Source organism: Actinoplanes oryzae, from assembly GCF_030757795.1.
In the GTDB taxonomy this organism is placed as follows: Bacteria; Actinomycetota; Actinomycetes; order Mycobacteriales; family Micromonosporaceae; genus Actinoplanes.
Genome location: NZ_JAUQWH010000325.1, coordinates 1 through 2373 on the forward strand (window position 1 = coordinate 1; position 2373 = coordinate 2373).

A 2373-nucleotide genomic window follows, 5' to 3' on the forward strand; every position below is an offset into this window, starting at 1 on the left:
GACGAGCATCTCGGCCAGGTCGAGCCGGATCAGGGCCTCGTCCTCGGCGATCAGAACCCGCCTGCGCTCGGCACTCGCCTGCGTGTCGGCCACGAAACCCCTACCCCCAACGCTCCATGAAGTCGACACCCCGGTATCCGGGTGTCACCCCTGACAGCGTAGTGGGTAGTCTGTGTCCTGCTCGTATCGACGTGACCTTGGTCCCGACGATCGGAAGCCGGTCCCCGTATCCCAACCGGCAGAGGAAATGGTCTCAAACACCATCCAGTGTGGGTTCGAATCCCACCGGGGACACCAGAGAATGTCGTACCCCTGTTCGAAAATGACGGGGTGCATCCTCCTCACTTGATTCGCCGGGCCATCGAGCTCCACGCCACCGGCATGACCATCTCCGCGGTCTCACGTGAACTGCAACTGCCGCGCGGCACGGTGAAGCAATGGCTGAGCGGCGACCTGGTCGGCCGAGCCGCCGAAAGAGCCGCGGCTCCTTCCCGATGTCCCCGGTGCGACATTCCTCCTCGGCCACCCGATGACGCACCCGCCTACTCGCACTTGCTCGGGCTCTACCTCGGAGACGGGCACCTGGTGACCTCGGCTCGGGTTCCAGTGCTACGGATCGCGTGCGACAACGCTTGGCCAGTTCTGATCAACAACTGCGAGGAAGCCATGCGCCGGGTGATCGCGACCAGCGTCCAGCGGGTGCCCAAGATCGGGTGCACCTCGGTGCAGAGCTACTCGAAGCACTGGCCGTGCCTGCTGCCACAGCACGGACCCGGCATGAAACACCAGCGCCTGATCGCCCTGGTGCACTGGCAGCAAGACGTGGTGGACGAATTTCCGGGAGATTTCCTGCGCGGCCTGTTTCATTCGGACGGCTGCCGGGTCGACAACCGCGTGGTGCGCAACGAGAAGGAGTATCACTACTCGCGCTACATGTTCACCAACAAGTCGGCCGACATCATGCGACTTTGTCAGGAATCCCTTGATCGGCTCGGCGTTCGCTGGCGGATGTGCAGTTCGGTCCAGCTGTCGGTGGCGCGGCGGGAGGCGGTGGCGGAGCTGGATCGGTGGGTGGGGCCGAAGGCGTGAGCGGGTCAGCACAGGTCGGGCGAACGCGAGGGTTTTTCCGGGAAAGGGCGGTTTGCGGTGGTCGTGGGTGTTGTCATGGCAGTACCAGCGCAGCACCGCGGGAGGATTCATGATGTGGTCCGGCTCGTCGCCCTTGACCGTTGTGCGGGAGGGCCTGTGGGGCTTCCTGTTGTTCGCGGGCGTGACCTGGCTGGCTGTGTCGTGGAGCGTGCTGCGGCTGGAGCCGGCCGATCTGGCGCGGGTGGCGGGGCCGGTCATCCTGTTCGGGGCGCTGACCGAGGCGGTCAGGGCGCTCGCGCTGACGCGGACGTGGGGTCTGAACGCGGGGATGGCCGTGGTGTTCGCCGCCACGGGCGGGCTGCTCGTCGCGGACGGGACCAGTTCGTGGGCGACGCCGGGGGCGCTGGTCGGGTGGTTCCTGATGGTGCGCGGGGCGGCGGACCTGGCGATCGGGATGCTGAGCCGGGAGTCGGACCGGATCTGGGGGCTCTACGCGGTGCTCGGCGTGGTGGAGGCCGGGGTCGGGTTCTACGGGGCGGGGCCATTCGGGCGTACGGCGGAGATTGTCCTGGTGGTCCTGGCCGGTGCCGCGTTGCTGCGCGGGATCGCGGATCTCGTGGCGGCGCTGCGGTTGCGGGAGGCTTCGGCCGCCGCGCGCGCCGAGCGGCTGCTGGAGTTGCCGGCCGAGCGGGCGGTCGGGGTGGCCGGGTATGCGGCGGGGCTGATGGACTTCGAGGAGGCTCCGGCGCCAGCGTTGGGGGCTCGGCATCGGGCCGCGGTGCCACGGTCGTCGGCGGCGGGGATGGCTGATTTGGCGTCGCCGGTCGCGGGCACGGCGGCTGCGGTGGGCGCCGCCGGGCCTGGAGTGCCTTCCGTCTCGGGTGGGCAGGGCGGGGCGTTCGACGCCGGTGCGGCAATGCATGGCGGGGCCTTCGGCGCGGGGACCGGGCCGGTGATGTCGGCGCGGGCGGTCGGCGGGGGTGGTGGTGCGGGCAGCTTCCATGACGAGGTGCTGCGGACCACGGCGGATCTGGACGCGATGCTGGCGCGGCGCGGGGTGACCGGGTCGGCGGGTCCGGGGGGCTCGGCGCAGGCGGCGGAACGGGCGGCGCAGGTGCGGGTGCCGGACACGGCCGAGGGTGTGGAGCTGCCGGAGCGGGGTGCCGCCGATCGGGACGACTCGGGGCGCGGCTGGGAGGACTCGGGGCGCGGCGATGCCGGGCTCGGGGCGGTGGCGGCGCCGGTGGACTGGGCGCCGATGACCGCGCCGCGGGCGGACGAGAC

Annotated in this window: 2 protein-coding genes, 1 tRNA gene and 1 pseudogene; 3 read left to right on the forward strand and 1 reads right to left on the reverse strand. The window is 70.3% G+C overall.

Annotated elements, in window-relative coordinates; translation table 11 throughout:
- Positions 1-93: pseudogene (locus RBH18_RS43600) on the reverse strand (response regulator); the annotation flags it as partial.
- A gap of 127 nt (positions 94-220) precedes the next feature.
- Between RBH18_RS43600 and RBH18_RS43605 the strand changes: the two are divergent.
- From RBH18_RS43605 to RBH18_RS43615, 3 genes are all read left to right on the forward strand, one after another.
- Positions 221-297, forward strand: a tRNA-Leu gene (locus RBH18_RS43605).
- Positions 298-345: 48 nt separating this feature from the next.
- The gene (locus RBH18_RS43610; protein WP_306216395.1) at positions 346-1089 is read left to right on the forward strand and encodes a transcriptional regulator; all 744 of its coding nucleotides are present in this window, start codon (positions 346-348) and stop codon (positions 1087-1089) included.
- A 67-nt stretch (positions 1090-1156) separates the two neighbouring features.
- On the forward strand, positions 1157-2373 hold a 1217-nt coding region (locus RBH18_RS43615), incomplete at its 3' end, for a hypothetical protein (RefSeq protein WP_306216396.1).